Source organism: Streptomyces rimosus (assembly GCF_008704655.1).
GTDB lineage: Bacteria > Actinomycetota > Actinomycetes > Streptomycetales > Streptomycetaceae > Streptomyces > Streptomyces rimosus.
This window is the reverse complement of sequence record NZ_CP023688.1, coordinates 363,432-389,118: the sequence shown is the minus strand read 5'-3', so window position 1 is coordinate 389,118 and position 25,687 is coordinate 363,432. Positions and strand designations below refer to the sequence as shown.

23 protein-coding genes are annotated in these 25,687 nt (G+C 72.5%); 5 read left to right on the top strand and 18 right to left on the bottom strand.

The annotated features are described in order from the left end of the window. The 3 genes from CP984_RS01585 to CP984_RS01575 all read right to left on the bottom strand — a co-directional run bounded on the left by CP984_RS01585 (position 1) and on the right by CP984_RS01575 (position 3,009). Entirely contained in the window at positions 1-1,785 is a 1,785-nt protein-coding gene (locus CP984_RS01585) for an alpha/beta hydrolase (RefSeq protein WP_078575818.1), read from the bottom strand. 60 nt (positions 1,786-1,845) lie between these two features. Next, entirely contained in the window at positions 1,846-2,265 is a 420-nt protein-coding gene (locus tag CP984_RS01580; RefSeq protein WP_003980515.1) for an SHOCT domain-containing protein, read from the bottom strand. 192 nt (positions 2,266-2,457) lie between these two features. Continuing rightward, a complete protein-coding gene (locus tag CP984_RS01575; protein WP_003980516.1) occupies positions 2,458-3,009 on the bottom strand; it encodes a hypothetical protein in 552 nt (183 codons plus the stop codon). A 321-nt stretch (positions 3,010-3,330) separates the two neighbouring features. On the opposite strand from CP984_RS01575, the gene CP984_RS01570 reads away from it, so the two are divergent. From CP984_RS01570 to CP984_RS01555, 4 genes are all read left to right on the top strand, one after another. Then, a complete protein-coding gene (locus CP984_RS01570) occupies positions 3,331-3,867 on the top strand; it encodes a SixA phosphatase family protein (protein ID WP_003980517.1) in 537 nt (178 codons plus the stop codon). 339 nt (positions 3,868-4,206) lie between these two features. Continuing rightward, entirely contained in the window at positions 4,207-5,196 is a 990-nt protein-coding gene (locus CP984_RS01565; protein ID WP_003980518.1) for a polyphosphate kinase 2 family protein, read from the top strand. 38 nt (positions 5,197-5,234) lie between these two features. After that, positions 5,235-7,976 carry a cation-translocating P-type ATPase gene (locus CP984_RS01560; protein WP_003980519.1) on the top strand — a complete coding sequence of 914 codons (2,742 nt, stop codon included), beginning with the start codon at positions 5,235-5,237 and terminating at the stop codon, positions 7,974-7,976. A gap of 308 nt (positions 7,977-8,284) precedes the next feature. After that, positions 8,285-9,169 carry a methyltransferase domain-containing protein gene (locus CP984_RS01555; RefSeq protein WP_003980520.1) on the top strand — a complete coding sequence of 295 codons (885 nt, stop codon included), beginning with the start codon at positions 8,285-8,287 and terminating at the stop codon, positions 9,167-9,169. Between the two features lie 15 nt (positions 9,170-9,184). Here CP984_RS01555 and CP984_RS01550 read toward each other — a convergent pair whose 3' ends face one another. The 8 genes from CP984_RS01550 to CP984_RS01515 all read right to left on the bottom strand — a co-directional run bounded on the left by CP984_RS01550 (position 9,185) and on the right by CP984_RS01515 (position 18,268). Next, a complete protein-coding gene (locus CP984_RS01550) occupies positions 9,185-9,727 on the bottom strand; it encodes a flavodoxin domain-containing protein (RefSeq protein WP_003980521.1) in 543 nt (180 codons plus the stop codon). Positions 9,728-9,758: 31 nt separating this feature from the next. Further along, the gene (locus tag CP984_RS01545; protein ID WP_003980522.1) at positions 9,759-10,487 is read right to left on the bottom strand and encodes a CBS domain-containing protein; all 729 of its coding nucleotides are present in this window, start codon (positions 10,485-10,487) and stop codon (positions 9,759-9,761) included. Between the two features lie 49 nt (positions 10,488-10,536). Beyond that, on the bottom strand, positions 10,537-11,433 hold the full coding sequence (locus CP984_RS01540; protein ID WP_003980523.1) for a universal stress protein: 897 nt from the start codon (positions 11,431-11,433) through the stop codon (positions 10,537-10,539). 24 nt (positions 11,434-11,457) lie between these two features. After that, entirely contained in the window at positions 11,458-14,151 is a 2,694-nt protein-coding gene (locus CP984_RS01535; RefSeq protein WP_003980524.1) for a bifunctional acetate--CoA ligase family protein/GNAT family N-acetyltransferase, read from the bottom strand. A 120-nt stretch (positions 14,152-14,271) separates the two neighbouring features. Continuing rightward, positions 14,272-15,111, bottom strand: a complete 840-nt coding sequence (locus CP984_RS01530) for an HAD family hydrolase (protein ID WP_003980525.1) — start codon at positions 15,109-15,111, stop codon at positions 14,272-14,274. Next, complete coding sequence (locus CP984_RS01525) at positions 15,111-15,395, bottom strand: HypC/HybG/HupF family hydrogenase formation chaperone (protein ID WP_003980526.1); 285 nt, start codon at positions 15,393-15,395, stop codon at positions 15,111-15,113. Before CP984_RS01525 ends, CP984_RS01530 begins: the two co-directional genes overlap by 1 nt. 6 nt (positions 15,396-15,401) lie before the next feature. Beyond that, positions 15,402-17,723 carry a carbamoyltransferase HypF gene (hypF, locus tag CP984_RS01520; protein ID WP_003980527.1) on the bottom strand — a complete coding sequence of 774 codons (2,322 nt, stop codon included), beginning with the start codon at positions 17,721-17,723 and terminating at the stop codon, positions 15,402-15,404. A gap of 5 nt (positions 17,724-17,728) precedes the next feature. Next, positions 17,729-18,268, bottom strand: coding sequence for a hydrogenase maturation protease (locus CP984_RS01515; RefSeq protein WP_003980528.1), 540 nt, complete (start codon positions 18,266-18,268; stop codon positions 17,729-17,731). Positions 18,269-18,475: 207 nt separating this feature from the next. Here CP984_RS01515 and CP984_RS01510 point away from each other — a divergent pair, with 207 nt between their 5' ends. After that, positions 18,476-19,357, top strand: a complete 882-nt coding sequence (locus CP984_RS01510) for a universal stress protein (protein ID WP_030183216.1) — start codon at positions 18,476-18,478, stop codon at positions 19,355-19,357. A gap of 45 nt (positions 19,358-19,402) precedes the next feature. On the opposite strand, the gene CP984_RS01505 is transcribed toward CP984_RS01510, so the two are convergent. From CP984_RS01505 to CP984_RS01475, 7 genes are read right to left on the bottom strand one after another with little or no spacing between them, the layout of a single operon-like run. Beyond that, complete coding sequence (locus tag CP984_RS01505) at positions 19,403-20,110, bottom strand: response regulator (protein WP_003980530.1); 708 nt, start codon at positions 20,108-20,110, stop codon at positions 19,403-19,405. Between the two features lie 7 nt (positions 20,111-20,117). Beyond that, positions 20,118-20,669: a flavodoxin domain-containing protein gene (locus CP984_RS01500; protein ID WP_003980531.1), complete on the bottom strand. Its 552-nt coding sequence runs from the start codon at positions 20,667-20,669 to the stop codon at positions 20,118-20,120. A 21-nt stretch (positions 20,670-20,690) separates the two neighbouring features. After that, entirely contained in the window at positions 20,691-21,722 is a 1,032-nt protein-coding gene (hypE, locus tag CP984_RS01495) for a hydrogenase expression/formation protein HypE (protein ID WP_003980532.1), read from the bottom strand. Continuing rightward, positions 21,719-22,831, bottom strand: a complete 1,113-nt coding sequence (gene hypD, locus CP984_RS01490) for a hydrogenase formation protein HypD (RefSeq protein ID WP_003980533.1) — start codon at positions 22,829-22,831, stop codon at positions 21,719-21,721. Before hypD ends, hypE begins: the two co-directional genes overlap by 4 nt. After that, positions 22,831-23,514: a CBS domain-containing protein gene (locus CP984_RS01485; RefSeq protein ID WP_003980534.1), complete on the bottom strand. Its 684-nt coding sequence runs from the start codon at positions 23,512-23,514 to the stop codon at positions 22,831-22,833. Before CP984_RS01485 ends, hypD begins: the two co-directional genes overlap by 1 nt. Beyond that, positions 23,505-24,905 (bottom strand): Ni/Fe hydrogenase subunit alpha, encoded by a 1,401-nt coding sequence (locus tag CP984_RS01480; protein WP_003980535.1) that lies wholly within the window; start codon positions 24,903-24,905, stop codon positions 23,505-23,507. Before CP984_RS01480 ends, CP984_RS01485 begins: the two co-directional genes overlap by 10 nt. Next, entirely contained in the window at positions 24,902-25,687 is a 786-nt protein-coding gene (locus tag CP984_RS01475) for an NADH-quinone oxidoreductase subunit B family protein (RefSeq protein ID WP_003980536.1), read from the bottom strand. The genes CP984_RS01480 and CP984_RS01475 overlap by 4 nt, the downstream gene beginning before the upstream one ends.

Genomic DNA, 25,687 nt, shown 5'->3' with positions numbered 1-25,687 from the left:
TTACTTCTCAGGCGCGATGATGTCCTTCAGGCGGCCGAGGTCCTGTGGCGTGATGTCCGGGGGTCGCATCACGGCGTTCCACGCGTCCACGTATTCGGTGGTGTAGGTGTGGCCGTGGCCTCTCGGGACGTCGGCGGCGAACGGGAGGTCCGCGGTGATCTGCCAGAAGGTGACGAACGGCAGCCACACCATCTGTTCCAGCACGTCGTCGCCCGGGTGCTGGCCGATCCAGTCCGGTTCGCTGTAGACGAGGTGCGGGCTCCACCAGACGATCGGGTCGGACGGGTGCATGAGGTAGAGGACGCGGCTTCCGTTCCAGGGGCGGTCCGCCGGCGGGATCTCCGCGGCCGGGTCGTTGGCGAACCGTACGGTACGGCCGTCCTTGTACACGGGCTGTACCTCGGGGCTGCCGGCGTCACGGCGGTCGCTGAACTCCCGGAACAGCGTGTTGAAGGCCGGCGGGCCGGCGAACAGGGTGCCCGCGGTGCGGTTGCTCAGGTCGTACTCCCCGCTGAACGCGGTCTCGCCGCCGAAGGACCCCAGGCTCTCCCCGGCGACGAACAGCCGCGGTCGCTGGCCGGACGGCAGCTTCGACCAGGTGTCGTAGACGGCGTCGAAGAGGGCACGGCCCGCCTCGCGGGCCTTGGTCTGGTCGACCAGGTAGGACAGCCACGACGGGAGGTAGGAGTACTGGATCGCGACGGTGGCGGAGTCGCCGCCGCTGAGGTACTCGAAGGAGTCCACCGCGGCGGGGTCGACCCAGCCGCTTCCGGTCGTCGTCACCACGAGCAGGTTCTTGCGCCGGAAGCCGCCCTGACGGGTCAGGTCGGCGACCGCCTGGGCGGCGCGGGCCTCGGTGTCGTCGGATGACGCCAGTCCGGCGTAGGCCCGGATCGGTTCCGTCGCCGGGCGGCCGGTGAACTTTCCGATGGCGGCAGCCGAGGGGCCGGTGCCGGTGAAGTTGCGTCCTTGCAGGCCCAGCGAGTCCCACGGTACGAGCGAGCCCGGCCCGCCGGAGCGCAGGGTCGTCGTGGGCCGGTGCGCCCCCTCCTCGGTCGTCGTGTCGCGCAGCGAGAAAGTGTCGTTGGCGAGGCCGACGAGGCCGTCGAGCAGCAGTCCGGTGACGATGGCCCAGACGAGTGCGGCGACCGCGGTCCAGCCGACGGCGGACGCGGCGCGCGGCCCGATCCACCGCTTGAGCAGGCGTACGAGCCGACGGTACAGGCCGCGGACGCCGCGCGCGATCAGCAGGAGGAGGGAGAAGACCAGGGCCGCGATGAGGGGTGACACCACGGCGAGCGGGACGTTGTAGTCGGTCACCCCCATCAGCCGGCGGATCTGGTACTGCCAGTACTGCCCGAAGCCGAAGGAGAGGCCGAAGAGGACGACCGCGCTGATGGAGAAAACGGTCCAGGACCTGGGCCGCGGGCGCCGCGGCCCCCGGTCGGCGAAGGCGCGCCACACCCACGCGGCGAGCACTCCGGCCGCGTAGCCGAGGGCCGCGTTGATACCGCAGATCAGGCCCTGGAGGAGGCCGCCGCGCGGAAGCAGCGACGGGGTGAAGGACAGGCAGGCGAAGAGGAGCGCACCCCAGCACCCGGGAAGGGTTACGGAGAACAGTCTCCGGCGCTTACCGGACTTCGGCGGCGGCGATGACGATGACGGTGGCGACGGCGGGCCGGAACCTTCGGCCGCTGCCGCGTCCGCACCCGAGTCCGCACCCGCGTCCGCATCATCCGCAGGTGGCAGCGGACCATCCGGTGTCCCTGACCCGTCTCCCGCCATGGCTACCTCCGTCCGGAAGACCCCACGAGGACAGCACGACGACCGCGTCCACCACGGAAGTCAGTGCAGGACCTTGCCCTTCGCCCGCTGGAACTCCTCCTCCGAGATGTCGCCGCGCTCCCTGAGCTGGGACAGCTTCGTCAGCTCGTCGGCCTGGGTGGTGCGGGGCGCGTCCTTCGCCGCGGTCCGGCGTACGTACGCGTCGAACGCCTCCTGCTGGGCCTGCGCCCTGCTCGCTTCGCGCCGGCCCATGCCACGGCCCCGGGCGAGGACGTAGAGGAAGACACCGAGGAAGGGCAGCACGATCACAAAAATGATCCAGCCCGTTTTGAGCCAACCGTTCAGCTGGTCGTCGCGGAAGATGTCGCCGATGACGCGGAAGAGCAGGAAGAACCACAGAATCCACATGAAGAGCCAGAACGTGGTCCAGAAAACGCCGAACAGCGGGTAGTCGTACGCGAGGGTGACGGAACCGCTCATGGTTCCTCGCCTTTCTCTGCGGGCTCGTTGCGGTGGGGCGGGTGACCGGCGTACGGATCTGTACGGACGCGGTCCCGGGTCCGTCGGCTGCGACCGTAGGGCTCCCGCGTGGAGGGAGCCCTAACAGGACGGGCCAAGAGCAGGACGGGCCAAAAGGCGGCGGTGTTCAGGTCCGCGTGCAGTACCGGGATTTCACGCCTGGCCCTTACGGGGGTCGGCCTCTTCCGCTGCTTTGTCCTCCGCCTCGTCCTCCAACCGCGATGCGGTCGCGAGCAGTTCGGCGGCGATGGGGGCGAGGGCTTCTTCGGTGAGGAACCCCTCGGCCACGGGCACGCCTCCCTGCTCGCGGACCGCGCGCCTCAGCTTCCTCGCCCATCGGTGTTCGAACAGCAGGAAACCTGCTGTGGTACCCGGCTCCAGTTCGTCGGCGAGCTCCCGGACGTCGTCCGGGGTGAGGCCGAAGGCGCGCCCCGGTGCCAGCGACGGGAACGCGGCCTCCGCTTCCCGCAAGCCGCCCGGACCCAGTCCGAGCAGCGCGCTGACCGTGTCGCCCATGCCTTCCGCCTGATAGCCGACGGAGACGAGGTCACCGCCGGCCTGCTTCTGTACGACCAGCAGGTCCAGCACGAGGATCTGGCCGGCGGCCATGAGCTCGTCCAGCTCCTCGACGATCCGCCCCTCGAACGTCGCGTCCGGGCCGAACGCGATCGTCAGCAGCTGTATGGGGCCGGTCTCGGTCGTCATGCGGTCTCCCTCGGTAGGAGTTCCCCGCCATTGAGCAGCGGACCGGGTCGGGCGGCATCCCCCGTAGAAGGTGAGTACACGGCGCGAGGGCGCGGCGCGCGGAGGCCCGACGGCTGTCCGAAAGACGTGAGGCGACACCTCCGGCAGGATCGACGCGCGCGGGCTCCGGGTACTGTGTGCTGCGCACCCGCAGTGCTCCGACGCTCCCGACCGCCACGGCCCGCGCCTTCGCGCACCGGCCCGACGCCAGGACGCGTCCCATCAGGACCAGCCGGACAGAACTTCCAGGGCTACGGCACTCTCGACGTGAGGTGTCCCGGTGTGACGATCTCGCCCCTGCGGCGCTTGCTGTTGTTGCGCCACGCCAAAGCCGCCCGTCCCCCGGGGACGGCGGACCACGAGCGGCCGCTGTCCGGGCGTGGCCGCCGGGACGCGCGGGCCGCCGGGCGTCTGCTGGCGAAGGAGGACTGGCTGCCCGACCTGGTGCTGTGCTCCACGGCCCGCCGTACGAGGGAGACGTGGGAGCTGGCCGCGGCGGAACTGGCGGGGCTGCCTCAGGTGCGCTTCGAGCCGCGGCTGTACCACCCGCCGGTGCCGCAACTCCTGGCCGTCGTGCACGAAGTGCCCGCCCACGTATCGACGTTACTGGTGATCGGCCACAATCCGAGCCTGCGGGACACGATCCTGATGGCGGCCGGTGACGGAGTCGGCCAGCGGGTCCGGGAGGTCGAGGAGAAGTTCCCGACCGCCGCGGTCGCCCTGCTGGCCTGGCGCGGAACGTGGGACGGACTCGACGCCCGTACGGCTCTGCTGACGGGGCTGGCCGTCGCCCGGGGAGCCCGGCCAGGGCCTTCGTGAACGGTGGCCGGCGTCCGACGGGGAGGCCGGCCGGACAGTGTTCCTCAAGCGGATGGTCCGCCGTACCCTCGTCCTACAGTTGTCGCCCCGGACCTCGGCGGCTCGTGTCACTGATGGACGTAAGACCCGGAAATGGGCAGCGGGTGATGCGACATGCGGCAGCGGGGCCTACCGTCGGCGGGGCCGGTGTCCGGGCCCGTGTGCTGCCCCGGGCCCGGCGAAGCGAAGTTCGTTGACTGCTCCGGCACAGGACCGCTGCGCCGTTCCGGCGGCGCGTGACGGGGCAGGGCGGGCGACGGGTGCTCGTGGGCCCGCTCACACCGAAAGGGCCGAGCGCGGATGACCGACACGACAGCGGAACGCATCGAGGCGTTCATCGAACAGCTGCGGATCCCTCCGGGCACGGAGGTGGACCTGACGCGGGACTTCGACCCCGGCTCCCGGGCGGGCATCGCGAAGAAGACGACCGGGGTCGAGCTGTTGCGGGTGGGGATCGAGCTGCTGGCCGAGTACCAGCGGCGGCTGGCCGCCGAGCAGACCTGGGGCGTACTGGTGTGTCTGCAGGCGCTGGACGCCGGCGGCAAGGACGGGACGATCCGCCATGTGATGAGCGGGCTGAGCCCGCAGGGCGTACGGGTGGCGAACTTCAAGGTGCCCTCCACCGAAGAGCTCGACCACGACTACCTGTGGCGTTACGCGCGTCAGCTGCCCCGGCGCGGCGAGATCGCCATCTTCAACCGGTCGCACTACGAAGAGGTCCTGGTGGTGCGGGTGCACCCGGAGAACCTCCACCGGCAGCGGCTGCCCGGGACGACACGGGACGGCGGGGTGTGGACGCGCCGCTACCGGGAGATCAACGCCTGGGAGCGGTACCTCGCCGAGAACGGCTTCAAAGTCGTCAAACTGATGCTGAATCTGTCGAAGGAGGAACAGCGGGTCCGGTTCCTGAAGCGGATCGACGTGCCGGAGCGCAACTGGAAGTTCTCGGCGGCCGATGTACGCGAACGCGCGCACTGGGACGCCTACCAGCGGGCCTTCTCCCAGATGCTCTCCGCCACCAGCACCCCTTGGGCTCCTTGGTACGTCGTACCCGCGGACCGCAAGTGGCTGGCGCGGCTCTGCGCGGCCGCCGTGCTCGCGCACACGCTGATCGGCATCGACCCGCAGTACCCGCAGATGAGCAAACCGGCCCGCCTGGAACTCGCCAGGGCCAAGAAGGAGCTGGAGAAGGAAGCGCCCAAGGGCGCACCGGCGGATCCGTACGCGGCGTCGGTCGCCGGCAAGAACCGCGAGCGCCACGGGAAGGACGGGCGCAAAGAGCAGGCGTAGGGCGCAGCCCGGGGACGACCGGAGCGGAGGCAGTCACGATGGCTGTGGAAACAGGTGCCCAGGACCATCGGGCAGTCGAGCCCGAGCGGTGGTACGCGCGGTCGCCGGAGGAGGTCGCGGCGGCCTTCGGGGTGGACCCCGCTGTGGGACTGTCCGCGGCGCGCGCCGCCGAACTGCTGGACCGCAATGGCCCGAACACGTTGCCGGCCGAGGAGCCCGAGCCGGGATGGCGGCGGTTCCTGGCCCAGTACCGCAGCTACATGCAGATCATCCTGGTCGTCGCCGCCGTGGTGTCCCTGTTGATCAGGGAGTGGGGGACCGCCGGGATCCTGCTGGTCCTGACGGTGATCAACGCGGTGATCGGCATGCGGCAGGCCGGCAAGGCCGAGAGCGCCATGAACGCCCTCAAGTCGATGATGAAGGCGACCGCCCGGGTACGCCGGGACGGGAGGGAAGCCGAGATCCCGGCCGAACAGGTGGTGGTCGGCGATGTCGTCCTCCTCTCGGCCGGGAGCGAGGTGCCGGCGGACGGCCGCATCATCGCGGCCAGCGCCCTGCAGATCGACGAATCGGCGCTGACGGGCGAGAGCGCGCCCGTCGCCAAGGAAGCGCGGACGCTGCCCGGCGAAGGGCCGGGGTCGGCGGACCAACGGCCGGGACCGGCCGATCAGTCGAACATGGCCTTCATGAACACCCCTGTCACGCACGGCAGCGGCGTCGTCATCATCACGGCCACCGGAACCGGCACCGAACTCGGGACCATCTCCGGCATGCTTTCCGCCACCCCCAAAGAGGTCTCGCCGCTGACCAAGGAGCTGGACCGGCTCACCCTGTGGATCGCGGGGGCGGCCGGCCTGACGATGATCGCGATGTTCGTCCTGGGGCGCAGCCGCGGCGAAGCCTGGGACGTGCTCTTCGTGAGCGCCGTCGCCCTGGCCATCGCGGCCATCCCGGAGGCGCTGCCCACGGTGGCGCAGACCATCCTCTCGATCGGGGCCGTCAACCTTGCCAGGGGGCACGCGATCGTGAAGGACCTGCCCTCGGTGGAAACGCTGGGGTTCACCTCGGCCCTCAACTCCGACAAGACCGGCACCCTGACGATGAACCAGGTGACGGCCGTGGAGGTGCTGACGCCGACGGACCGCTACACCATCTCCGGCAGCGGTTACGGTCTGGAAGGCACGGTGCACCACGCCGCGGGCAGTTCGGACTCCATCGAGCAGGCCGTTCTGCCGTACCTGGTCGCCTCCGACGCCACACTCGTCGGCGGCAAGGTGGTCGGCGACCCCACCGAAGGCGCGCTGGTCGTCCTCTGCCACAAGGCCGGCCTGGACATCGACGCCACCCGGGAGCGCCTGCCCCGGCTGGCGACTCTGCCGTTCGACCCGACGTACAAGCTGATGGCCACGTTCAACGCGGCGAGCGATGCCGCCGGGCGGCCGGTCGTACGGTGCTTCGTCAAGGGCGCGGCACCGGCGGTGACGGCTCGCGCGGCAACGGCCCTCTCCGACGGCCTGAGCTTCCCGTGGGACGCCGACCTGCGCGAACGGGCACAGGCGCACCAGGACCGCATGGCACGGCAGGGCAAGCGCGTGATGGCCGCCGCGGTCCGCGACCTGGACCCGGCCGGGTTCGACCCGTCCGGCGATCTCCTCGGGTACGTCACCGAGCTGCAGATGACGAGCCTGGTGGGGATGGTCGACCCGCCACGGGAGGAATCCCGGGCCGCGGTCGCCGCCGCGCAGGCGGCCCGTATCCGCGTCCGGATGGTCACCGGGGACGAGGTCACCACCGGCGCCGCCATCGCCGAACAGCTCGGCATCGAAGGCGACGCCGTCCTCGGCGCCGACTTCGCCGCCCTGTCCGAGCCCGACCGGCTGGCCGCCATAGAGCACATCGGGGTACTCGGCCGGGTCGCCCCCGAACACAAGGTGCTGCTCGCGGATACGTTGAAGAAGAAGGGCGACGTGGTGGCCATGACGGGGGACGGCGTCAACGACGCCCCGGCGATCAAAGCCGCCGATGTCGGTATCGCCATGGGCTCCGGTACGGAAGTGGCCAAGAACGCCGGTCAGATGATCCTTTCCGACGACAACTTCGCCAGCATCGTCTCCGCGGTTGAGCAGGGCCGGAAGATCTACGACAACCTCACGAAGTACATCCGCTTCGTCCTGGTCCTGCTGGTGGTCTTCGTCCTGACGTTCCTCGGCGCCGCCCTGTTCAACATCGCCGCCGGTGAACCGTTCACCGCAGCGCAGGTCCTGTGGATCCACTTCTTCGTCAACGCCGCCTTCGGCTTCGCCCTCGGCTTCGACCGGGAGAGCCCGGACCTCATGGGCCGCAAGCCGCGGCCCCGCGGCGAGCCCGTGCTCACTCCGGGGGTGATGGTCACGGTCGGCCTGGCGGGACTGGTCATCAGCATCGGCCTGCTCTGCATGATCCAGCTCGGCCGGTCGCTCTACGACAGCCTCCCCATCGGCAACTCCATCGCGTTCACGGCCTTCGCCCTGTGCCTGATCGTGGCCGCACTCGAATGCCGCAGCGAGACCGGCACCGCGCTGACGATCGCCAGTTTCGACAGCAAGCAGATGAACCGGGCGCTGCTCATCGAGTTCGCCCTCGCCATCGCGGTCACCCAGATGGACCTCTTCCACCGCCTGCTGGGCACCACCGAACTCGCCCTGCGGCACTTCGCGTGGGCCCTCGTACCCGCCGTCGCCCTGCTGCTCCTGTGGGAACTCGGCAAGCTTGTGGCCCGGGGGCGTGAGCGTGTCCGGTGATGGCTCATGACGACTGGCGAGCGGGGCGCGGGCGGGGGGCTTGCGGCGAATGTCGGTGGGGGCGTGCGCTGTGGGGGGTCTGCCCTGCTGTGGCTCTTACGCGCGGCTAGGAGCTGCCCGTACGGTCCGTCTACCGTGGAGACAACGATCAACGCAACGGCAGGGGGAGACACGATGACGGGTGGAGAGGACGACCGGCAGGCGGGTGACGGCCAGGTTGGCGGCCCGTATTCCTGTCCCGGGCAGCCGGGCAACCCGATGCCTGAGCCTGACGACACCGACGAAGACGACGATTAGCCGGCCGCGCGATGCCGCTGACCGCCGAGAACCTGCGCGTCCGCTGTGCCGAGGAGATGAGCCACCACCCCCGCGGGTTCAACGGCTGTGGTTGGCTCCGGGACGCGTTTCTGACCGTGCCGAGGGAGCACTTCGTGCCGGACCGGGTGTGGTGGCCTGCCCGTGGTGAGGATGGGCGTTATCGCCTGTACGACCGTGTCCGGCAGCCCCGGGCCTGGCTGAAGGCCGTCTACCTGCCCGGTGTCCCGCTGATCACACAGATCGACGACGGTTCCGTAGCACCCACCGGGCCCGCCGACGGGGCCTTCACCTCCAGCATCTCCGCCCCTGGCGCCGTGGTCGAGCTGCTCCGCCACCTCGCTCCCGAGCCCGGGCACACGGTTCTCGAAATCGGTACCGGCACCGGCTACACCACCGCCCTGCTGGCCCACCGGGCCGGCGCCGATCACGTCACCACGCTCGAAATCGACGCCCGCCTCGCCCACCACGCCCGGACCCGTCTCCACGCCCTCGGCCTGCGCCCGCACGCCATCACCGGGGACGGTGAGCACGGCCACCCGCCCCGCGCACCGTACGACCGCATCCTCGCCACCGCCTCCGTCCGTACGGTCCCCCCGGCCTGGCTCGACCAGCTGCGCCCCGGCGGCCTTCTGCTCGCGCCGCTGGACACCCCGTTCGGCCACGATCTTCTCCTGCGTCTGGAAGCCGACGGAGTCGGTCAGGCGCACGGGCGCTTCGTCGCCCCGGTGGAATTCATGCGCACCCGTGCGCAGCGCACTCCTCGCCCCTACGCCGACCTGGGCTGGCCCCCCGATGTCACTCGCGACCAGTGGCAGCACCTGCATGTCACCGTCGGGCCCGCGGGCCAGCGCATCCGCCACGCCCTCGCACCGTGACACCGGGGCCGCGGCTCACCGCTTGTCCACCGCCGGTCCGGCGTCTCCCGGAGCCCGCGACTGCCTGCGCAGGTCGGTCGCGACCGTGTGTGCCCAGGCGCGGATCTGGTCGAAGTCCCGCCAGTCGTGGGCCATTCCCCGCTTGGCCATGGAGCGGGCGAGCCGCCCTTCGGGGTGCGGGTCGAGGCGGCCGCCGAACGTGGTGTGGCCGCGCGCCTCGATGCGGGAGACGGCGCGCCGCACCGCCCGGGTCGGCGGGATCTCCTTCTGGGTGGCGGAGGCATCGAGCGGGCCGCTGCTGAAGCACCACACCGGGCGCTCCCGCAGCGGCGCCTTCAGCCTGCGGGCGAAGCGCCGGGCGTCGTGCTGCCAGCGGCCGGCGTACAGGCCGCCGCCGAGGACGACCGCGTCGTACGCGGACAGGTCGTCGACGTCCGCCGCCGAGCGGACCTCGGCGGCCAGGCCGTCCTTTTCGAGGATCGCCGCGATCTCCTCGGCGATGCCGGCCGTCGCACCGTTCAGGGATCCGTAGGCGACGAGAACGCGTTGTCCGGTCATGGGGCTCAACTCCTTCCAGAAATGGGGCCGGTCAGATCTTCCGCAGCCATTCCTCGGTGATGCCGTGCAGGGCCTGTTCGGTGGGACGCAGGTGGGAGTCGTCCTCCTGGTAGGAGAGGTGGTCGATGACGCTCACGACGCCGTCGACGCGGCCGGTCAGCCGAATCGCGATGGGGACCTCGCTGCGGCGCTGAAGCTTGCCCGTGAGGGTGACGACGCCGTCGAGGACGCGCACGTCGATGGTGTGCGGGGCGAGCCACAGCGTGCGCACGAGCACGTCCTCGACGATCTCGTCGCGTACCTCCCCGTCGGGACGGCGGAAGACGGAGAGCAGGTCGCTGCGGGTGACGATGCCCATGAGCCGTCCCTCCTCGTCGATCACCGGGAGGCGTTCGACGCGGTGCGCGGCCATGGTCCGGGCGGCCTCGGCGACGGTCCGGCGGGGGCCGATGGTGACGGCGGGAGAGGTCATCAGGTCACCGGCCGTCCGGCCTCCGGCCTTCGTCCGCGCCGCGCGGGCGCTCTTGGCGCGGCGGCGCAGCGCGTACCACGGGCGCGGCGCGTCGTCGTCCCGCGCGGCCTGGTGGGACATCAGGTCGGTCTCGGAGACCACGCCCAGTACCTTGTCGTCCCGGTCCACGACGGGCACTCCGCTGATGGCGTGCCGTGCCAGCAGGTCGGCGACCTCCTTGAAGGGCACTTCGGGAGACGTGGTGACGACGTCCCGGTTCATGACCTGGTCGATCAGCCGGTGCTTCATCTTCTGTGCTCCTTCCGGCTCCGTGGTGTGTCTCGGGACGGCCCGCCGCTCAGCCAACGGGTACGAGGACGACCGGGCAGTGCGCGTGGTGCAGCATCGCGTGGGTGACCGGGCCGAGTTGCAGGCCGATGTGACGGGGGCGGCGGTGGGCGGCCAGTACGGCCACGTCGGCGTTCCGGCTCGCTTCCACGAGGGCTTTGCCCGCGCCCAGGCAGACCGTGTCCGGGTGGACGTCGATGTCCGGGTAGGCCTCGCGCAGCGGTGCGACGGCGTGCTGCGAAACCGTTTCGGCTCCCTTGCGCAGCTGCTCCAGTTCGTCCCGGGACAGGTGGTACGACGCGGCGTGGGAGCCATGGGGTGCCGCGGGGGACTGCCAGGCGTGCAGCACCCGTAGGGCGCATCCGCGCCGCCTGGCTTCCCGGAAGGCGAAGTGGAGGGCGTCGGTGTCCGCGTCGGATGCGACGCCGATGAGGACGCGGTGGTGCTCGTCGGCGTCCTGATCGCCGCGTACGACCATGAGCGGCGTGGTGCAGTGGGCCGCCACGCGCAGGCTCACCGAGCCCAGCAGCAGTCCGGCGAAGCCGCCGTGGCCGCGGGTGCCGACCACGGTGAGGGCGGCGTCGCGTCCGCAGCGCAGCAGGGCGCGCGCCGCCGTCTCCGTCGTCAGGGTCTCGCTGACGGCCACCTGGGCGGCGCGGGCCCGCACGCGTTCGATGGCGGTGTCCATCATGCGGCGGGCGCTGCTGTAGAGGAGCTTGCCGGTGTCGTCGGTGACGCCGTAGTCGGGCAGCGGGTGCTTGCCCCAGGGCCAGCCGCAGATGATCTCCAGTGCGGTGCCGCGGCGGGCGGCCTCGTCGGTGGCGTGGTCGAGGGCGCGTACGGCAGGGTCGGAGCCGTCGAATCCGACGATCACCCGGTGGGAGAAGGGGGTTGATGCTCGGGTCATCACAGCCTCCTGGGGCGGAGCCGGTCAGCGGGCGCGCAGCCGGCGCAGATACGGGTTCCGCGCGGTGTGCGGGAGCAGGCGGATACGGACGTCCAGGGGCAGGACGGCGTCCGGCCGGACGAGTACGGGATTGAGGTCGGCCTCGGCCAGCTGGGGAAGGTCGCAGGCCATCCGGGACAGGCGCAGCAGCAGCTGTTCGAGCCCTTCGAGGTCCGCCGTCCGGCCGGTGCGGTGGCCGAACAGCAGGGGCGCGCACCGGGGAGCGGTGATCAGCGCGTGCGCGTCCAGGTCGGTGAGCGGCGCGAGGCGGGCGGCGTGGTCGGCCAGGACCTCGGTGGCGGTGCCGCCGAGGCCGAAGAGCACCAGGGGCCCGAACACCTGGTCCTGGACGACGCCCGCGACCAGTTCGATGCCGCGTGCGGCCATCGGCTGCACCACCGCCCCCGTCATCACACCGGCGAAGTTCCGGGCCAGTTCCGTGTACGCGTCGCGGATGCTCCGCGGTCCTTCCAGGTCCAGGCGCAGCGCTCCCACGTCGGTCTTGTGCAGCAGTCCGGGCCAGTACGCCTTGAGCGCCATCCGGCCGCCGCCGAGCCGTTCGGCCGCGGCCGCCGCCGCGTCGGGGCCGGTGACCCATGCCCACGGCGACTGCGGAATGCCGTACGCGTCCAGCAGCGCCGCGCACAACTGGGGCCCGGCCCAGCCACCGTTTGGATTGCGGGCCAGGAAGTCGGCCACGAGCGCGGCGGCCGTTGCGCTGTCCACGCCATCCAAGGCCGGTACCGTGCCCGACGGCTCGGCACGCCAGTGGGCGTACGAGACGGCGCGGGCCAGTGCCCGCGCGGCGGACGACGGTTCGGCGTACGCCGGAACGGTGGCGGCACCGCCTTGGAGCAGCCGTACGGGCTCGGCCTGGTCGAGGAGGACCGCGGCGAGTGGCCGGGCCCTCGTCCCGGACGGCGGGACGAGGGCCCTGGCCGGGTCGTCCCCGGTCGCGGCGGACAGGGCGGTGGGGACCAGCGCGACGATTACGGCGTCCACGGCGCCGTGCCGGGCCAGCAGGTCCAGGCAGGCCGCCAGCTGCTTCCCGGAGACGGCGGCCGTGGTGTCCACCGGGTTGACGGCCCGGGCCGTGGGCGGGAGCACGCCGAGCAGGTCGGCGATGAGCGGCCCCGGCAGCTCCGGGATCGTCAGTCCGGCTTCGGCACAGGCGTCGGCGGCCAGGACGGCCGCGCCGCCCGCGTTGCTGACCACGGCGACGCGCGCACCGGCCGGCAGTGGCTGGGAACGCAGCAGGGCGGCGGTGGCGACGAGATCACCGACGCTGTCGGTGGCGATGATCCCGGCCTGCTGGAACAGGGCCCGGCGGGTCATGGTGGGAGTGACGATCGCGGAGGTGTGCGAGGCGGCGGCACGGCGCCCGGCCTCCGAACGGCCCGCGTCCACGGTCAGGACGGGCACCGTACGGGCCACCCGGCGCGCGGTGCGGGAGAAGCCGCGCGGGTTGCCGAACGACTCCAGGTGCAGCAGCGCCAGATCGGTGACGCCGTCGCTCTCCCACCACTGCAACAGGTCGTTGCCGCTGACGTCGTACTTGTCGCCGAGCGAGACGAAGGAGGACACGCCGATGCCGAGCCGGGACAGCGCGCCGAGCAGCGCGATGCCCACCCCGCCGGACTGCACGGCGACCCCGGCGGTGCCCGCACGGGGTGGTGCCGCGGCGAAGGTCGCGTCCAGCCGTACGGTCTGCTCGGTGTTGGCCAGGCCCAGGCAGTTGGGGCCCACCAGCCGCATCCCGTGGCGCCGGCAGGCGGCCAGCAGCTCCGCCGCCTGGCCGTCGTCGAGTCCGGAGGCGACGGTGACCAGGGCCTTCACACCGTGTTTGCCGCACTGTTCGGCGGCATCGGGTACGGCGGTGGCGGGGACGGCCAGGACCGCCAGGTCCGGGACGTAGGGGAGTTGGCCGACGGACGGGTGACAGGGTGTGCCGTCGATGGCGTCGGCGTGCGGGTTGACGGCGGCGAGCTGTCCGGTGAAGCCGTGGGCCCGGAGGTTGCCGAGGAGTGCGCGGCCGACCGATGACGGTGACCGGCCGGCGCCGATCACGACGACCGAGGCGGGCCGCAGCAGCGGCTCCAGGCTGGCGACACCGGCGGCGCGCCCGCGTTCGTCCACCGCGCTCAGATACGGCTCGTCCTCGGTGAGTTCGATGGTGCAGCGGACCTCGGGGCCGTGGAAGCGCCGCGCGGTGCGCAGGCCGAGATCGGAGATCACCTTGAGCATGAGGTGGTTCTCGGTCAGGGCGTCGGCGGTGAACCTGCGGATGCCGGCAGCGCGGGCGGCGTGCACCAGATGCTCCAGCAGTAGGGTCCCGATGCCGCGGCCGTGCCAGGCGTCGGCGACCGCGAGCCCGATGTCCGCCGTCTCCCGGTCGGCGGGGGAGCGGTGGAACTCCGCCGTACCGGTGACCTCGTCACCCACCAGCGCGAGCAGAGCGTGGTCGCCCGGGGCGCCGGGGGAGCTGATGCGTTCCGCGGCTGCCTCCGCGGACCCGGGCCCCGCGGTGAAGAACCGCAGCCGCAGATTCTCCGGGGACATGCCGGTGAACAGGCGCAGCACCCGTTCCCGGTCCTCCGGGCAGGCGGGCCGTATGCGGACCGTGGTGCCGTCGGACAGCAGCGCGTACACACTGTTTCCGGGCCGCTCGGTGCTCGTCATCGCAGCTCCTCGGCTGGAACGGGTTCTGCTTCCAGATTCCGTGGCCCGCGCGGGGCTTCCCATGGGCCGTACGGGACCGGCCCGGGCCACTCGGCCCTGGCCCTCGGCCGAGGACGTACGTCAGGTGGCGGGAATCAGCTCGGCCAGCCCGCCCACCACGTGACCGGCGCCCCGCTCGTAGAGTTCGCCCGCGTACTCCGCCCGGCCCTCCCGGTCCAGGCCGACCACGAGACCGAAGCCGCACCGCCGGGCCGCGGTCACCCAGGCGGGCGCAGCGACCACCACGGCGGTGCGCAGGGGCGTGGCCCGCAACCGCCGGACGGCCTCCCGCAGCAGGGCCGGGTCGGGACCGGCGGAGTGGCGCGGACGGGCCCGGTCGCGCCCGTCCACCACGGCGTCGAAGCGGTGCTGTACGCCCGCCGCCGCCAGCAGGGCGTGCGCGCGGCGGGAGGCGGACACCGCGGCGACCGGCACCGCGTGCCGGCGCATGGCGCCGACCAGCCGCAGGCTGTCCGGCCAGACGGGCACACCGTGGCGCTGCATGTACGCGTCGAACAGCCGGTCCTCCTGGGCGACGAGCGTCCGCACGGTACGGCTCGCCGGTGCCCAGGCGCCTTCGTCCTCCGGCGGCGGGATGCCGCGCGCGCTCAGGAACGCCTGGACACCGTCGGCGCGGGCGCGTCCCTGGAAGAACCGGCGGAAGTCGCCGTCCGGATCGAAGGGCCGGGTGATGTGCCGCGGGAGGTGCTCGGCCCGCCGGAAGAAGGTGTCGAAGGTGCGCTGCCAGGCCCCGGCGTGGATGCGCGCGGTGTCGGTGACCACCCCCTCGATGCCGACGATCAGCGCGTGGTACCGGATGAGCGGCGAGGGACGGGTCTCGGCGGTGATGAGGGCCGAGCGGTGGGCCGTCGCACCGTGGGAGAGCGCGAACGGGCCCTGCTGGGGCGAGGTGGTGACCATTATCCTGACTCCTCGGTGGATTTCCCGGCGGGCAGCGGTTCGCCCAGCTCGCCCGCCACGGCGTCCGACATCGCCCGCAGTACGGCGAGCGTGCGGGCCGCCTCGGTCTCGTCGACGGTGGTGATGGCGAAGCCGACGTGCACGACGACGTAGTCGCCGACGCCGGCCTCCGGCGTGTACTCCAGGCACGCTTCGCGGCGGATGCCGCCGAAGTCCACGCGGGCCATGCGCAGTCCGGCGCTCTCGTACGTCTCCAGGACGCGTCCCGGGATGCCCAGGCACATGTGGTGTCAGCCCCCTTTCAGGCGGGCGGCGGCGATCACCGCCTGGCCGTAGCTGATGCCGCCGTCCCCGACGGGCACGGCGCTGCCGGCCAGCACCCGCATGCCCTGGGCGCGCAGCAGCCGCCGCACGTCGCTCAGCAGACGGCGGTTGACGAAGCAGCCGCCCGCCAGGCAGACGGTGCGCGGGGCGCCACCGGCGACGGCCCGCTCGGCCAGTGCGGCCGTGACTTCGGCGATCGTGGTGTGGAAGGCGGCGGCCAGCAGCGGTACGGGTGTGCCGGCGCCGAGTTGGCCGAGGAGGGCGGTCAGGGTGGGTGCCGGGTCGTAGACCCACAGCCCGTCGGCGCGGATCAGGCGCCAGGGCAGGGCGGCGTGGCGCGCGGTGCCGGCGGCGTTCTCCAGGGCTACGGCGGCCTGCCCCTCGTAGGAGATCTCACCGGGGACGAGTCCGAGCAGGGCGGCAGCGGCGTCGAAGAGGCGGCCGGCGCTGGAGGCGCGGGGGCAGTTGAGGCCACGTACGACCATGGTGCGGACCGTGGTGACCTCGCGTGCGTCCAGCCGCTCGGTGAACTGCCGGGCCAGTTCGGGTGACGGAGGCGGCACACCGAGCGGTTCGAGGCCGTGGAGGTAGCCGAGCGCCATCCGCGCCGGGCGCCGGACCGCGGCCTCGCCGCCGGGCAGCGGAGCGGTGGCGAAGCGGCCGACGCGCCGATAACCGGTGTAGTCGGCGACCAGGATTTCACCGCCCCACAGCGTGCCGTCGTCCCCGAAGCCCAGGCCGTCGTAGGCGATGCCGAGGAAGGGGCCGCGCAGCCGGTGCTCGGCGGCGCAGGCGGCGATGTGGGCGTGGTGGTGCTGGACCGCGACGCGCCGCTCGGGCGCGAAATGCGCAGCCGCCCACTGGGTGGACAGGTAGCCGGGGTGCAGGTCGTGTGCCACGGCCTGCGGAGTCACGCCGGTGAGGGCCACGAGGTCCGCGTAGCAGCGCTCGAAGGCTTCCATGGTGCGGGCGTCGGACAGGTCCCCGGTGTGCGGGCCCGTCACGGCGCTGCCGCCGACGGCCACCGTCACGGTGTGCTTGCTCTGCGCACCGGCTGCCACGACCGGCGTACGGGTCGGCACCGGGAGCCGCAGGGGAGCGGGGGCATATCCGCGGGCCCGCCGGATGGTCAGGACATGTCCTCGTACGGCCTGCGTCACGGAGTCGTCGTAGCGGGCGGCGATCGGACGGTTGTGGGCCAGGAAGCCGTCGGCGATCCCGGCGAGGCGTTCGCGGGCGTCGGCGTCCGCGGTCGCGATCGGTTCGCCGGCGAGATTGCCGCTGGTGACCACCAGCGGCCGGTCCAGGTCGCGCAGGAGAAGGTGGTGAAGCCCGGTCGAGGGCAGGAAGAGCCCGACGCGTCCGGTGCCGGGATGGACGGCCCCGGCGGCCGTCCCGCCGGACGGTCCGTCCGTGACCAGCACCACGGGCCGGGCGGGGGAGACGAGCAGGCGGCTTTCGGTACGGGTGGGCCGGGCGATGCGGTGGGCCGCGGCCAGATCGGCGACCATCACGGCGAGCGGTTTGTGCGGCCGGTGCTTGCGGCGGCGCAGGCGCAGCACGGCCGGTGCCTGTTCCGCGTCGCAGACGAGCTGGTAGCCGCCCAGACCTTTGACGGCGACGATACCGCCGTCCGCGATCAGTTCCTCGGCGGACCGGAGAGCGGCCGGACCGGTCGCGTCCCGCCCGTCCGCGTGCCACGACAGGCGGGGCCCGCAGGCGGGGCAGGCCAGCGGCTCGGCATGGAAGCGCCGGTCGGACGGGTCACGGTACTCGGCCGCGCACGCCGGGCACAGCGGGAAGGAGCGCATCGTCGTACGGGGCCGGTCGTAGGGGAGGCCCGTGATCACGGTGGCGCGCGGTCCGCAGTCGGTGCAGTTGATGAACGGGTAGCGGTAGCGCCGGTTCCGTGGGGCGAACAGCTCGGCCAGGCAGGCGTCACAGGTCGCCGTGTCCGCCGGGATCTCGCGCGGCGCCGGCCGCCTGTCGCCGGCGACGCTGGCGCGTACGGTGAACCCGCTGCCCGGCTCAGGGAGTTCGGGGACACCGCGAGAGCTGTGGATCCGGCGTATGACGGACAGCGGCGGCGCCTGAGCGCGCAGGGCGTCGGCGAACCGGCGCAGCGACTGCGAAGTCCCGGCGGTGTCGATGACGACATGGCCGTCGACGTTGCGCACCCAGCCGTCCAGGTGCAGCCCGGTGGCGAGGCGCTGCACGAACGGGCGGAAGCCGACGCCCTGGACCGTGCCGTACACCTCGAAGCGCCGTGCCTCCCGGTTGCTGCCCACGGCCCTCACCCGTCCGCCGGACGGGGCTCGCCGTCGACGCGGTGGCCGGTGCGCCGCGCACGGGCGTCGCGGTGCAGGGTGATCTCCGCCTCCACGGTCGCGGCGAGACGGTCGACGACCGCGGCGACGGCCGGCGTCAGTCCGGTGCCCAGGGAACGGTCCGCTCCCTCGACGGCGAGGACGAGCAGTCTGTCCGGCAAGCGGCCCAGCACGTTGGACAGCTCGATGGCTTCCCCCAGGCCCAGGCCGTGCGAACTGGTGGCGGCCGGGCTGGCGTACGGGCCTTCGAGGCCGAAGCGGTGGACGCGGCCGGGGCGGCCGGGGTGGGCATGGGCGGCGTCGATCACGATGGCCAGCTCCGCGCCTTCCCACAGGGACATCAGCCGTCCGCTCTCACCGTCACAGTCCGCGAGTTCGACCGACGGCGGCAGCGGGCGCTCCACGGCCCGCTCACGCAGCCGTCGCACGACGGCCGGTCCGATTCCGTCGTCGCGGCGGAACGTGTTGCCGACGCCGATCACCGCGATGCGGGGCGCCTGTGCCACGGGACTCTCCTGTCCGAAAGGCGACCGGTCGATGGACCTGCGGCCGGGCCGGGCTCCCGGTCACCGCCGGGGTGCCCGGGACGTCAGGCCCTGCCCCGCCAGAATGCGGCCTCACCGTGCCCGCCCGCTTGGGGCCGAATGGCCCTCGGCATGCCCCGAACCACCCCTGCGCGGCGGCAGCGGGCGGGCGCATGCTGCGGGCAGCCGATGTCCGGGAAGGCGGTGGCCGGGGTGGAACGACCTGTCGTGGTGGGCGTGGACGGATCCGACGCCGGTATGCACGCGCTGGACTGGGCAGCCGAAGAGGCCCGGCTTCGCGGCCTGCCGCTGCGCATCGTGCACGCGTCGCTCTGGGAGCGCTACGGAGAAGGGGCTGCCGAGGAGAAGAAGGCGGAGGAGCGGGTGCTCTCCGACGCGGTCGAGCGGGCCGCACGGTGGGCCGGCGGCCCGCAGGTGACGGCTCAGGCGGTGCCGGAGGAGCCCGCCGTAGCACTGACCGTGGAGTCCCGCGCCGCTGCGCTGCTGGTCGTGGGGCACCGGGGCCGCGGCGAACTGGCGTCCCTGCTGCTGGGGACGGTGAGCCTGACGGTGGCAGGGCGGGCGCATTGCCCGGTCATCGTCGTACGGGGCGAAGGGCGGACCGGGCCCCCACCGGGCCGGGGCGGCCGGATCGTCGTCGGTGTCGGCGAGGGCGCCGGCAGCGAGGCGACGGTCGCCTTCGCGTATGGCGAGGCGGCCCTGCGCCGCGGGGAGATCGAGGCCGTACACGTCTGGCGGTGCCCGGGCAGCGGGCTCGCCGAGGAGAGCGGGACGCACAACAAGCGGCGCGAGGAGCACATCCGACGCGCCGCGGACACCCTCGAAGCCGCTCTCGCTCCCGTGGCGTGCGAGCACCCCGAGGTGCCCGTGACGCCCCGGCCGGCCGAGGGCAACCCCCGCGATGTCCTCCTCGCCGCCGCGGCCGGCGCGGACCTCCTGGTGGTCGGCGCCGAACGCCACCGGCACACCCGCGGCCTGCAACTGGGCCCGGTCAACCACGCCGTGCTCCACCACGCCCGGTGCCCGGTGGCCGTCGTACCGCATGCCTAACCGGGCGCACCTGGGGCGGTCCGGAGAGTCCTCTTCTTCGGCCGCTCACCCCGGTTCGTCGGCTGCCGGATCGCGGTGCCGGATCTTTTCGGCCAGCACCGCGGCCTGGATACGGCGGCCGACGCCGAGCTTGGCGAGAATCGAGGAGATGCGGTTCTTGACCGTCTTCTCCGCCAGGTACAGCCGCTGGGCGATCTGCCCGTTGGTCAGGCCCTCGCCGACGAGTTCGAGGATTTCCCGCTCCCGGGGGGAGAGGCGGGCCAGCTCGGGCGGTACGGGGTCGGTCTCGCCGCGTACGCGGGCCATGAGCCGTGCGGTCGCGCCCGGGTCGAGCAGGGACGCGCCCGACGCCACCGTCCGCACCGCCGACACCAGGTCGGAGCCCTTGATCTGCTTGAGGACGTAACCGGACGCGCCCGCCATGACGGCGTCGAAGAGCGCTTCGTCGTCATCGAAGGACGTCAGCATCAGACAGGCCAGTTCCGGCATCCGGGCGCGCAGTTCGCGGCACGCCTCGATGCCCTCGTGGTCGCCTTCCGGACTGCCCGGACCGAGCCGTACGTCCAATAGCGCGACATGTGGTCGCAGGGCGGGCCCCCGGGCCAGGGCTTCGCGCCGGTCGGCGGCCTCGCCCACCACCTCGATGTCCGGTTCGCCGTCGAGCAGATCGCGCACGCCCCGGCGCACCATCTCGTGGTCGTCCAGCAGAAAGACCCGGATGGGGCCCGGCCCGGCCGGTTCGGATGCCGTCATCGGAACATCACTCCGTCGCTGCGGGTTGGTTCCGATGGTGCTCCTTCTCGGACGGGGCCGACAGCAGTCGGTGCGCGATGCCTTCGGCCCATGCGTCGATTTCCTGCCAGTCCCGGTGGTCCCCGTAGTGGCCGCCCATGGCCCGGAAGACCAGGTGCCCGAGAAGGGAGGTGTGCTCCCGCTCGAAGGCGCCTGCCAGCAGGCGGTGGTCCACGGGGGAGAGGAGGTCGCGTACGGCGGGCAGCGGGTCCGGGTTCCGGGACCACCGTTCGAAGGGGCCGCCGAGGACGCGGGCCAGGCCGACGCTGAACAGCCACAGGGGCCGGCGGGCGAGTTCGGGGGTGTAGCGGCGTACGTACTCGGCGGCCGCGGGCATCCAGCGGCCGTTGTGAATGGCACTGCCGAGCACGCAGGCGTCGTGGCCGGGGGCCGCGGCACACTCGTCGGCCAGATCCGCGATGTCCGCCTGAAGGCCCCGCCCGGTCAGCGTGGCCGCGATGCGTTCGGCGACGCCGCGGGTGGATCCGTGTTCTCCAGCGTAACCGATGAACACGCGCATGCTTCCTCCTCGTCCGGCCCGTCAGCAGATACGGGGCAGCTGCTCGCCCAGCGGCATGTCGACGACGCGCCGGGAGCCGACGCGGGTGAGCAGGTCCACACGTCGGGGATGGACGGCGGTCGTCCGGCCGATGCGCACCGCTGACGCGCCTTCGGGGGCGCGACGCATGGTGTGCAGCACGTCGTCCGCCCGGGCTTCCGGTACGTAGGCGACCAGGCAGCCCTCGTTGGCGACGTGCAAGAGGTCGAGTCCGAGCAGATCGCAGGCGGCGGCGACGGGGCCGGGCACGGGCAGCGCGCTTTCGTCGATCTCTGCTCCGGTGCCGGATGCCTCGGCGATCTCGTTGAGGGTCGCGGCGAGGCCGCCGCGGGTGGGGTCGCGCAGGGTGTGGAGGTCGTCGGCGAAGCAGGCCAGAGCCTTGACGAGGCGGTGCAGCGGGCGGGAGTCGGAGGTGATGTCGGCCTCGAAGCCCAGGCCCTCGCGGGTGCTGAGCACGGCGGTGCCGTGCAGGCCGATGGGGCCGGAGAGCAGGATGGCGTCGTGGGGTTGGGCGCGTGCCGCCGAGGGGTGGAGAGCGGGGATGCGCCGGCCGATGCCGGTGGTGGTGATGAACAGCCGGTCGGCGGCACCGCGCCCGACGACCTTGGTGTCCCCGGTGACCACCGGCACCTCCGCCTCGGCGGCGGCCTTGCCCAGCGATTCCACCACCGACCTCAGCTCGGCCAGCGGCAGGCCCTCCTCGATGATGAGGGAGACGGCGAGGGCGACGGGTTGGGCGCCGCGCATGGCGAGGTCATTGACGGTGCCGTGGACGGCGAGGGAGCCGATGTCGCCGCCGGGGAAGGACAGCGGGCTGACGACGAAGCTGTCCGTGCTGATGACCGGCAGGCCTATGGGAGGCAGGGTGGCGGCGTCCTCCAGCGGTCCGGCCGGCGCTCCGATGGCGGGGAGCAGGAGCGCGTCGAGGAGTTCGGCGGTGAGCCGGCCGCCCGCGCCGTGGCCGAGCAGCACCCGCTCGTCCTCGTGTCGCGGCGTGGTGCACTGGGGCGTCATGGTGGGCTCCCTGCGAGGGCGATGCGGGCGCGTCCGGCCGCGAAGTAGGCGGCGCAGGTGCCCTCGGCGGACACCATGGGCGCGCCGAGCGGAGTGCGCGGCGTGCAGCGGGTGCCGTAGGCGGCGCAGTCGGTCGGTTTCCGGGCGCCGGTGAGAATGGCGCCCGCGATGCACTCGGGGTGCTCGGCGGAGCGCAGGTCCGTGACGCCGAAGCGGCGTGCGGCGTCGAACTCCGCGTACTCCGGGCTGAGTTCGAGCCCGCTTTCGGGCAGCGGGCCGATGCCGCGCCAGGTGCGGTCGGTGATACGGAAGACCCGTCCGACGGTATGCCGGGCGACGGTGTTCCCGGTACGGCGTACGGCGCGCGCGTACTGGTTCTCGACCTCGCCGCGTCCGTCCTCCAGTTGCCCGACCGCCATCAGGACGCCTTCGAGGAGGTCGAGGGGTTCGAAGCCGGTGACGACGATGGGGACGTGCCAGTGGGCGGCGATCGGTTCGTACGGGGTCCAGCCCATCACGGCGCACACATGTCCGGCGGCGAGAAAGGCTTGTACTTCGCAGTCGGGGTCGGTCAGCAGGGCGGTCATGGCCGGGGGGACGAGGACGTGGCTGACCAGGACGGAGAAGTTGGCCAGGCCCAGCCGGCGGGCATGCAGGACGGCCATGGCGTTGGCGGGCGCGGTGGTCTCGAAGCCGACGGCCAGGAAGACCACCTGGCGCCGCGGTTCGGCCACGGCGGTCCGTACGGCGTCCATCGGGGAGTAGACGACCCGTACGTCCGCACCGCGCGCCCGTAGGGACAGCAGGTCGGTGTGGGTGCCGGGGACGCGCAGCATGTCCCCGAAGCTGGTGAAGGTCACCTCGGGGCGGGCGGCGATGGCCATGGCCCGGTCCAGGGTCTCCAGCGGGGTCACGCAGACCGGGCAGCCGGGCCCGTGGATCATGCGGATGCCGGCGGGCAGCAGTTCGTCGATGCCCTGGCGTACGAGGGTGTGGGTCTGCCCGCCGCAGACCTCCATGATGCGCCACGGGCGGGTCGCGACCCGCCCGAGCCGGTCCAGCAGGCTGCGGGCCAGTTCGGGATCGCGGTACTCGTCGAGGTAGCGCATCAGGGTCCGGCCGCCCCGGCAGCCCTCAGCCCGGCGGAGACCACGTCCACGACGCCCTCGACGGCGCGGCAGAGGCGGGCCGCGACGGGTACGAACGAGCTGTCGCGAATGGGTCCGCCGAGGGTCACCACGCCGTCCTGTACGTCGACGGTGACGTCCTGCCCGGGGAACACCCGGTCGACCACCACCCGGCGTACCTCCTCGGCGATGTCCGCGTCGGGGCGCAGAAAGACCTTGAGGAGATCGCTGCGGCTGATCACGCCTTGCAGCAGTCCCTGGGCGTCGGTGACCGGCAGGCGCTTGACGTGCCGTACGGCCATGATGCGGGCGGCCTGGGGGAGGGCCGCGTCGGCGTGGACGCAGATGGCGGGCGCGCTCATCAGCTCCCCTGCCGTCAGGGCCCCGGCCTTGGCCAGGTCCTCCAGACGGCGGCGCTGTTCGAACCGGGAGGGGTCGCTGTCGCGGAACTCTTCCTTGGGCAGCAGATCGGCCTCGGAGACGACACCGATGACCCGGCCTTCGCCTTCCAACACGGGAAGGGCGCTGACCTTCCACTGCTCCATCATCCGGACGATCTCCTTGAACGGCGCGTTGCGGCCGACGGCGACGACGGTGTGGGTCATCACGTCGCTCACGGTGTGCAGACCGTGTTCCTGCGGGTTGCCGGGGTCGGTCACGGGCATGGCGGGCTCCTTCGGGGACGGTCGACGGCCTCGACGGTGAGGTCCAGGAAGTGGGCGGAACAGGAGATGCACGGGTCGTGGTTGCGGATGCCGCGCTCGCACAGGGCGGTCAGCTCCGCCTCGGTGTCCCGTACGCCGGCATCCAGGCGGGACTGAACGAGGCGGCGCAGGTCGTCCTCGATGGCAGCCTGGTTCTGGGAGGTGGGCGGGACGAGCGTGGCGGCGGTGATCAGGCCGTCGGCGTCCAGCGTGTAGCGGTGGTACAGCAGCCCGCGGGGCGCTTCCGTGGCGCCGTGACCGGTCCCGGCGCGCGGCGGCACGTCCACGTACGGACGGCTCGGCGGCTCGTACGCGTCGATGATCCGCAGCGCCTCGTCGATCGCGTACAGCGCCTCGACGGCCCGCACGACGATGCTGCGGAACGGATTGCGGCACACCTTTCCGGCCGCCGGGTCGCCGAGCCCGCCCTCCCGCGCCGCCTCCTGCGCGAGCGGGGACAGCCAGCGCCCGCTGATCGCGTAACGGGCGAGCGATCCGGTCAGATAGCGCTCACCGCCCAGCGTCGCCTGGAGGGCGGTGGAATGAGGCACTTGCTTCTCGGTGACCTCGGCCGGGAACGCGTACACGGGAAACTGGCGAAGCGGTAGAGGAGCGGTCGAGGCGGCGGGGATGCCGTGCTCGCCGGGGGAGGCCATCACGGTCGGCATGCCGGAATCGATGGCGTAACGCCCCGGTTCGGCCAGCGCCAGCAGGGTGTGGTCCAGCCCGGCCTCCGGGAAGTCGAAGCCCGCGACCCAGCGCACCGTCTCCCACGCGTCGTCGCGGGCCCGGCGCAGCCGCTCGGCCAGCGGCTTCAGTTCCCCAGCGGCCGGTATGCGGTGGAAACCGCCGAGCCGGACGTTGACGGGGTGGATGGCGCGGCCGCCGAGCTGTTCGAGGATCGCGTTGCCCGCCTGCTTGATGCGCAACCCGCGCTCCACGTGGCCGCGTTGGGTGCGGGCGAGTTCGATCGCGCCGTCCACGCCGAGGAAGTCCGGGGCGTGCAGCAGATGGATGTGCAGGATCTGGCTCTCGATCCACTCGCCGCAGTACAGCAGCCGCCGCAGCGCCGCCAGCTGCCCGCCGACCGTCACCCCGCAGGCGTCCTCGACGGCTCTGCAGGCGCTCATCTGGTACGCGACCGGGCAGATGCCGCAGACCCGCGCGGTGATGTCCGGCGGCTCGGTGTACGCACGGCCGCGCAGGAACGCCTCGAAGAACCGCGGCGGCTCATAGATGCGCAGCTCGGCGCCCGTGACCGTGCCGTCGTCAACTGTCAGGTGCAGCGCTCCTTCCCCCTCGACGCGCGCGAGCGAGCCGACGTGCAGCACCCGCGAGCCACGGTGCGTCATGACGGCGCCCCCTCCACCTCGGCGAAGGAGGCGGCGTTGTACGTGCGCAGGGTGCGCCGTACGTCGTCCTCGCTCATGCCGTCCCGCCGCAGCAGCGGGATCAGCGCGGGCAGGTTGACCGAGCCGGACGGCCCGAAGCAGCCGTAGCAGCCGCGTCCGTACGCCGGGCAGATGGCGCCGCAACCGGCGTGGGTGACCGGCCCGAGGCACGGCGTGCCGTGGGCGACGGTCACGCACACGGTGCCGCGCCGCTTGCAGGCGAAGCAGACGCTGTGGTTCGGCACGTCCGGCTTGCGGCCCGCCAGGAACGCCGTGATCACTTCGAGGAGCTGGCCGCGGTCGATGGGGCAGCCGCGCAGTTCGAAGTCGACGGGGACATGGGCCGAGACGGGGGTGGAGGTGGCGAGGGTGGCGATGTACTCCGGCCGCGCGTAGACGGTGGCGCGGAACTCCTCCACGTCGGCGAAGTTGCGCAGCGCCTGGATGCCGCCGGCCGTGGCGCACGCGCCGATGGTGACCAGGAAGCGCGCGGCGGCCCGGATCTCCCGTATGCGTTGGGCATCCTGGGGCGTGGTGACGGAGCCTTCCACTAGGGCGAGGTCGTACGGTCCGGGCCGCACTGCGCTGGACGCCTCCAGGAAGTGCGCGATCTCCACCCGCTCCGCGACGTTGAGGAGTTCGTCCTCGCAGTCGAGCAGGGTCAGCTGGCAGCCGTCGCACGAGGCGAGCTTGAAGACGGCGAGTGCAGGGCGGCGACCGCCTTCGGGGCGCGGGGCACTCAT

Coding starts and splice junctions, on each gene's coding strand:
- CP984_RS01500 (WP_003980531.1), bottom strand. CDS start 20,669: ATGCGCGTGTTCATCGGTTACGCTGGAGAACACGGATCCACCCGCGGC.
- CP984_RS01530 (WP_003980525.1), bottom strand. CDS start 15,111: ATGGTCACCACCTCGCCCCAGCAGGGCCCGTTCGCGCTCTCCCACGGT.
- CP984_RS01565 (WP_003980518.1), top strand. CDS start 4,207: ATGACCGACACGACAGCGGAACGCATCGAGGCGTTCATCGAACAGCTG.
- CP984_RS01525 (WP_003980526.1), bottom strand. CDS start 15,395: ATGTGCCTGGGCATCCCGGGACGCGTCCTGGAGACGTACGAGAGCGCC.
- CP984_RS01475 (WP_003980536.1), bottom strand. CDS start 25,687: ATGAGTGCCCCGCGCCCCGAAGGCGGTCGCCGCCCTGCACTCGCCGTC.
- CP984_RS01575 (WP_003980516.1), bottom strand. CDS start 3,009: ATGACGACCGAGACCGGCCCCATACAGCTGCTGACGATCGCGTTCGGC.
- CP984_RS01580 (WP_003980515.1), bottom strand. CDS start 2,265: ATGAGCGGTTCCGTCACCCTCGCGTACGACTACCCGCTGTTCGGCGTT.
- CP984_RS01480 (WP_003980535.1), bottom strand. CDS start 24,905: ATGACGCACCGTGGCTCGCGGGTGCTGCACGTCGGCTCGCTCGCGCGC.
- CP984_RS01555 (WP_003980520.1), top strand. CDS start 8,285: ATGCCGCTGACCGCCGAGAACCTGCGCGTCCGCTGTGCCGAGGAGATG.
- hypE (WP_003980532.1), bottom strand. CDS start 21,722: ATGACGCCCCAGTGCACCACGCCGCGACACGAGGACGAGCGGGTGCTG.
- CP984_RS01585 (WP_078575818.1), bottom strand. CDS start 1,785: ATGGCGGGAGACGGGTCAGGGACACCGGATGGTCCGCTGCCACCTGCG.
- hypD (WP_003980533.1), bottom strand. CDS start 22,831: ATGCGCTACCTCGACGAGTACCGCGATCCCGAACTGGCCCGCAGCCTG.
- CP984_RS01550 (WP_003980521.1), bottom strand. CDS start 9,727: ATGACCGGACAACGCGTTCTCGTCGCCTACGGATCCCTGAACGGTGCG.
- CP984_RS01505 (WP_003980530.1), bottom strand. CDS start 20,110: ATGACGGCATCCGAACCGGCCGGGCCGGGCCCCATCCGGGTCTTTCTG.
- CP984_RS01540 (WP_003980523.1), bottom strand. CDS start 11,433: ATGACCCGAGCATCAACCCCCTTCTCCCACCGGGTGATCGTCGGATTC.
- CP984_RS01545 (WP_003980522.1), bottom strand. CDS start 10,487: ATGAAGCACCGGCTGATCGACCAGGTCATGAACCGGGACGTCGTCACC.
- CP984_RS01485 (WP_003980534.1), bottom strand. CDS start 23,514: ATGCCCGTGACCGACCCCGGCAACCCGCAGGAACACGGTCTGCACACC.
- CP984_RS01510 (WP_030183216.1), top strand. CDS start 18,476: ATGTCCGGGAAGGCGGTGGCCGGGGTGGAACGACCTGTCGTGGTGGGC.
- CP984_RS01560 (WP_003980519.1), top strand. CDS start 5,235: ATGGCTGTGGAAACAGGTGCCCAGGACCATCGGGCAGTCGAGCCCGAG.
- CP984_RS01535 (WP_003980524.1), bottom strand. CDS start 14,151: ATGACGAGCACCGAGCGGCCCGGAAACAGTGTGTACGCGCTGCTGTCC.